The organism is Clostridium chrysemydis (genome assembly GCF_015234215.1).
Lineage (GTDB): Bacteria > Bacillota > Clostridia > Clostridiales > Clostridiaceae > Clostridium > Clostridium chrysemydis.
Genome location: NZ_JADEKP010000015.1, coordinates 22,942 through 29,227 on the forward strand (window position 1 = coordinate 22,942; position 6,286 = coordinate 29,227).

Below are 6,286 nucleotides of genomic sequence, written 5' to 3' on the forward strand. Positions count from 1 at the left end.
GTTTAATACCGTTATCATTACTTAAAGATACAAATTTAGGTGGTACCGCGATTTATTAGTCGCCCTATTTTATAAATAGGGTGGCTTTTTTATATTCATATTTATTTAAATTTAATCTATTAAAGTTAAAAGGAGTAATTAAGTACACCTTTTATTAAATTAAAAAAATAAAAGTTAATATATTAGGAGGTAGAATTATGAAAATGTCAAAAATGCTAGTTGCGACTTTAAGAGAAGTACCAGCAGAAGCAGAAATAGCAAGTCATAAGTTAATGCTAAGATCAGGAATGATTAGAAAGGTTGCATCAGGGATATATGCACATTTACCTTTAGGAGTAAAAGTTTTAAATAATGTAGAAAATATAGTAAGAGAAGAAATGAATAACTCAGGTGCTCAAGAATTCTTAGCTTCAGCTGTTATACCTGCAGAATTATGGCAAGAATCAGGAAGATGGGATGCATACGGACCAGAAATGTTTAGAGTAACAGATAGAAACTCTAGACAATTTTGCTTAGGACCTACTCACGAAGAAGTATTTACTGATATAGCTAGAAATGAAATAAAATCATACAAACAGTTACCAGTAAATCTTTATCAAATTCAAACTAAATACAGAGATGAAAGAAGACCAAGATTTGGAGTTATGAGATCTAGAGAATTCATAATGAAAGATGCTTATAGCTTTGATAAAGATCAAGAAGGATTAGATAAGTCATTTAACGATATGCACGATGCATACGTAAGAATATTCAATAGATGTGGGCTAGATGCTAAATGCGTTGAAGCAGATTCAGGTGCAATCGGAGGTTCAAACTCAGCTGAATTTATGGTTAAATCAGAAGTTGGAGAAGATGATATAGTTTTCTGCACAAGTTGTGATTACGCAGCAAACATAGAGAAAGCTGAAACTGTAGGAGATAAATGTGAAGAAGAAGCATTATTAGATATGGAAAAAATCGAAACTCCAAATAGCAGAACTATAGAAGAAGTTTCAAGCTTCTTAAATGTTGATAGCAAAAAAACAGTTAAAACTCTATTATATAATGTAGATGGAAAAACTGTTGCTGTATTAGTAAGAGGAGATAGAGAAGTTAACGAAGTAAAAGTAGCTAACGCTTCAAACGCTTCTACTGATATAGAATTAGCAACTCACGAAATGGTATTTGAAGCTACTAATTCAGAAACTGGATTTGCAGGTCCTGTAGGTCTAAAAGCTGATTTAATATTAGTTGATGCAGAAGTTAAAAATATGTATAACATGGTTGTAGGTGCTAACGAGACAGGATACCACTTAAAAAATGTTAACTACGGAAGAGATTTTGAAGGAACAGTTGGAGATTTCAGAAACATAGAAGAAGGTGAAGTTTGCCCAAGATGTGGAGGAAAAGTTACTATAGCAAGAGGAACTGAAGTTGGACACATCTTTAAACTTGGAACTAAGTACTCAGAAGCTATGAACGCAAGATTCATAGGAGAAGACGGAAAAGAAAAACCATTTATAATGGGATGCTACGGAATAGGTGTTACTAGAACAGTTGCATCAATAGTAGAACAACACCATGATGAGTTTGGTATAGTATGGCCACTTTCAGTAGCTCCATACCACGTATCAGTTATACCAGTTAACTCTAAAGATGAAGAGCAAATGAGAATAGCTACAGAGCTTTATGAAGGGCTTATAGCTATGGGAGTAGATGCTTTACTTGATGATAGAAAAGAAAGAGCTGGAGTTAAATTTAAAGATTCAGAACTTATGGGAATTCCTATGAGAGTTACAGTAGGTAAGAAAATTGGAGACGGAGAAGTTGAATTTAAATTAAGAACTGGCGGAGACAACGAAACAATAAAAATAGAAGAAGTTTTAGATAAAGTAAGAGCTGAGTTTGAAAAAAACAACCTAAAACTTAAATAGTTAGGAGGAATAGTAATGAAGCTTTATAACACATTAACTAGAAAAAAAGAAGAATTTATCCCTATAACTAAAGGAGAAGTTAAGATGTATGTTTGTGGACCTACAGTTTATAACTTTTTCCATATAGGAAACGGAAGAACTTTTATAGTATTTGATACAATAAGAAGATATTTTGAATATAGAGGATACAAAGTAAACTTCGTTCAAAACTTTACAGATATAGACGATAAGATGATAAAGAGAGCAAACGAAGAAGGAATAACAGTTAAAAATGTTGGAGATAAGTATATAAAAGAATACTATACTGATGCTGATGCATTAAACATTGAAAGAGCTACAACTAACCCTAGAGCTACAGAATTTATAGGTCAAATAATAAAATTCGTAAAAGACTTAATAGATAAAGGGTATGCATATGAAGTAGATGGTGATGTTTACTTTAGCACTAAAAAATTCGAAGGCTACGGTAAATTATCAGGGCAAAACATAGAAGATTTACAAGCTGGAGCTAGAATAAATGTTGATGAAAGAAAGCAAGACCCTATGGATTTTGCTATCTGGAAGGCAAAAAAAGAAGGAGAACCTGCTTGGAAGTGCCCTTGGGGTGAAGGAAGACCAGGATGGCATATAGAGTGCTCATGCATGGCTAAAAACCTTTTAGGTGATACAATAGATATCCACGCAGGTGGAATGGACTTAGCATTCCCACACCACGAAAACGAGATAGCACAAAGTGAAGCCTTAACAGGAGAACCTTTTGCTCATTATTGGCTACATTCAGCATACGTTAATGTTAACAATCAAAAAATGTCTAAATCACTAAATAACTTCTTTACAGCAAGAGATGTTTTAAAAGAATATGATGCAGATGTTATAAGATTTTTAATGTTATCATGTCACTATAGAGTCCAACTTAACTACAGCAAAGATTTATTAGATTCAGCAAGATCATCAGTTGAAAGAATCTATAACGCTATAGGAAATCTTGAAAATTTAATAGATGAAGTTTCAAGAGAAGAGATGAATGAAGAAGAAAAAGCATATTTAAATAGCTTAGATAAATACAGACAAAAATACATTGAAAAAATGGATGATGATTTCAACACAGCAGATGCAATAACTGCTATATTTGATTTAATAAAAGATACTAACACAAACATAACTATAGATTCATCAAAAGAACTTGCAAAAGAAGCGTTATCTTTAATTAGAGAACTTGGAGCACCTCTTGGAATGTTCCAAAAATCAACTAAAGACGCAGCACTTGCAGAGGAAGTTGAAAGATTAATAGAAGAAAGACAAGAAGCTAGAAAAAATAAAGATTTTGCTTTATCAGATAAGATAAGAGATGAGTTAAAAGATAGAGGAATAGTTCTTGAAGACACACCACAAGGTGTTAGATGGAAAAAGGTTAACTAAGTAAAAATATAAGGCTGCATATATTGCAGCCTTTATTTAAAGGAGAAATAAAATGTTAAATGATTTAAGAGTAAAGGAATTTTCTAAAGATGAAGCTAGACTATTAAATCCACTTCAGTTAGCATTAGTAGGTGACGGTGCTTATGAAGTATTTATAAGAAATTATATAATTTCAAATAATAGTGGACTTTCAGTACACAAAATGCACAAAGCAGCTATAACTTTTGTAAAAGCAAAAAGTCAAGCGCTTATAATGCATGAGTTAAAAAGTGAATTAACAGAGGAAGAACTACACATATATAAAAGAGGAAGAAATACTAAATCAGCTACAGTTCCTAAAAATGCAGATGTTAGAGATTATAGAATGGCAACTGGATTTGAAGCGTTAGTTGGATATTTATATTTGACAGGAAATGTAGAGAGGTTAGAATATATATTTAACAGAAGTGTAGAGATTTGTTCTAAGTAATTTCTAAAAGTTAGATAGGAGAAAGAAAAAATGGCAAAAAACCAAAAAAATATAAAAGAAACTAAAAAGCCTAAAAGAGAAGAAAGACAACCTAAAAGAGAAGAGAGAAAGCCTAGAAGAGAAGAAAGAAAACCTAGAAGAAGCGAAGAGTTTATAGAGTCAACTAGAGAAGATATCTTAATAGGTAGAAATGCAGCTATGGAAGCTGTTAAAGGAAATAAAACAATTGAAGCGCTATATATAGCAAAAGGACACAGGGAAGGTTCAATAAACGTTATTATAGGCCTTGCTAAAGAGAAAAAGATTGTTATAAAAGAAGTAGATAAGAAAAAGTTAGACTCTATGTCAGAAGGCGCAGTTCACCAAGGAATAATAGCAAAAATTACACCTTACAAGTACTGTGCTGTTAAGGATATAATAGAAGTTGCGAAAAATAAAGGTGAAGATCCATTTATAATTATTTTAGATGAACTAGAAGACCCTCATAATTTAGGTTCTATAATAAGAACTGCTGAAACTTGTGGAGTTCATGGTATAATAATACCTAAGAGAAGAAATGTAGGAGTAACACCAACAGTATATAAATCATCAGTTGGAGCAGTTAACCATGTAAAAATTGCAAAAGTTACAAATATAAACAGTACTATAGATGAATTAAAAGAAGAAGGCATTTGGGTATATGGAGCTGATATAGAAGGAACAGAATACAGTTATGAAGTGAATTTTAATGGTCCATGTGCACTAGTTATAGGAAGTGAAGGAAGAGGAATATCAAAATTAACTTTAAAAAAATGTGACAAATTAGTTAAAATTCCTATGATTGGTAAGATAAATTCTTTAAATGCGTCAGTAGCTGGTGGTATAATGATGTATGAGGTCTTAAAAGGTAGACTAAAATAGAAGAGGTAAAAAAGCGTGAAGATTTATTATGTAGATGGATATAATGTAATAAATAGTTGGCCAGATCTAAAAGAAGATAAAGATGTTAGTTTTGAAGGCGCAAGACAAAATTTAATAGACAAATTACACAATTTCAGTAGCTATAATAATTGTTTAGTCAATTTAGTTTTTGATGCACATAAAGTTCAAGGTAGCATAGAAAAAGAAGAAAAATGCTCAGAAAATTTAGCGGTTATCTTTACTAAAGACGGCGAAACAGCTGATGCTTACATTGAAAAGAAAGTCCACTCTATAGGTAGGAGATTTGAAGTTTACGTAGTAACATCAGATTCTTTAGAACAACAAACAATCTTCCAAAGGGGCGCAACTAGGATATCATCACTAGAATTTTATAGTGATGTTATGAAAGCAGAAGATAAAATAACGGAAAAAACGAATAAGATAAAGGCATCAACCAAAAATAATGTATGGGATAATTTAGATGGTGATGTTTTAAAAAAACTAGAAGAAATGAGAAAGAGCTAGATAGATTAAGGCTTTAAGTTCGGAGGGGGAGTATGGAGAATAGTGGGTGCTCTATGAATAAGTTCATAGATTTAGACAAAAAGACAGATGAAGAAATAGTTGTAGAAGCCAAAAGTGGTAATAAAAGAGCGCAGGAATTTCTTATAAATAAATACGAATTATTTGTTAAATCGAAGGCTAAATCTTACTTTTTGATAGGAGCAGACAAAGAAGATATATATCAAGAAGGAATGATAGGATTATATAAAGCTATAAGAGATTTTAATCCTGAAAAACTAACATCATTTAGGGCGTTTGCTGAGCTTTGTGTAACAAGACAGATAATTACAGCTATAAAAACAGCAACAAGACAAAAACACATACCTCTAAATACATATATTTCACTTAATAAACCTATATATGAAGAGGAATCAGAAAGAACGCTCTTGGATGTTTTAGCTGGTCTTAAAATTACAGATCCAGAAGAACTTATAATAAGTCAAGAGGAACTAAAGAGAATAGAATCAGAAATGCAAAAAGTGCTATCTAAGTTAGAACTTAAGGTATTAAATTCTTATTTAGATGGTAAATCATATCAAGAGATTGCTTGTGATTTAGATAGGCAAGCAAAATCAATTGATAACGCACTTCAAAGAGTTAAAAGAAAACTTGAAAAATCACTAGATTTAAAGTGATTAAATAGATATTGACAAAGCAAAAAAATGATAGTAAACTTTATAATTGGTATATTTAAAAAATAAACCAAATAGAGTGCCCATGTAGCTCAGTTGGTAGAGCAACGCTAAAAATTTAGTGGAGGCATCGGTTCGATTCCGGTCGTGAGCTCCAGCGATTTAGTTATATAACACGCTAGGCAAAGTTTATTAGGAAATGAAGGAGGATTTTACAATGTCAAAAGCAAAATTTGAAAGAAGTAAACCACACGTAAATATTGGAACTATCGGTCACGTTGACCACGGTAAAACTACATTAACAGCTGCTATAACAACTGTTTTAGCAAACAGAGGATTCGCTGAGTCATTCAAATATGACGAAATCGATAAAGCTCCAGAAGAAAAAG

Annotated in this window: 7 protein-coding genes and 1 other annotated feature (1 of these 8 cut by a window edge); all 7 genes read left to right on the forward strand. The window is 31.9% G+C overall.

The features are described from left to right. Nucleotides 1–70, forward strand: a binding site (T-box leader) (it extends 117 nt beyond the left edge of the window). A 127-nt stretch (nt 71–197) separates the two neighbouring features. Then, nucleotides 198–1,913, forward strand: a complete 1,716-nt coding sequence (locus INR60_RS16915) for a proline--tRNA ligase (protein ID WP_194192666.1) — start codon at nt 198–200, stop codon at nt 1,911–1,913. Nucleotides 1,914–1,928: 15 nt separating this feature from the next. Continuing rightward, entirely contained in the window at nt 1,929–3,332 is a 1,404-nt protein-coding gene (gene cysS, locus INR60_RS16920; RefSeq protein ID WP_194192667.1) for a cysteine--tRNA ligase, read from the forward strand. Nucleotides 3,333–3,384: 52 nt separating this feature from the next. After that, complete coding sequence (locus tag INR60_RS16925) at nt 3,385–3,801, forward strand: Mini-ribonuclease 3 (RefSeq protein ID WP_194192668.1); 417 nt, start codon at nt 3,385–3,387, stop codon at nt 3,799–3,801. 30 nt (nt 3,802–3,831) lie between these two features. Next, a complete protein-coding gene (gene rlmB, locus INR60_RS16930) occupies nt 3,832–4,701 on the forward strand; it encodes a 23S rRNA (guanosine(2251)-2'-O)-methyltransferase RlmB (protein WP_194192669.1) in 870 nt (289 codons plus the stop codon). Between the two features lie 15 nt (nt 4,702–4,716). Beyond that, entirely contained in the window at nt 4,717–5,226 is a 510-nt protein-coding gene (locus tag INR60_RS16935; RefSeq protein ID WP_194192670.1) for an NYN domain-containing protein, read from the forward strand. 32 nt (nt 5,227–5,258) lie between these two features. Then, nucleotides 5,259–5,900, forward strand: a complete 642-nt coding sequence (gene sigH / locus INR60_RS16940) for an RNA polymerase sporulation sigma factor SigH (RefSeq protein ID WP_420797500.1) — start codon at nt 5,259–5,261, stop codon at nt 5,898–5,900. 214 nt (nt 5,901–6,114) lie between these two features. Beyond that, the coding region (locus INR60_RS16945; RefSeq protein ID WP_238480468.1) for a GTP-binding protein at nt 6,115–6,286 on the forward strand (172 nt) is incomplete at its 3' end.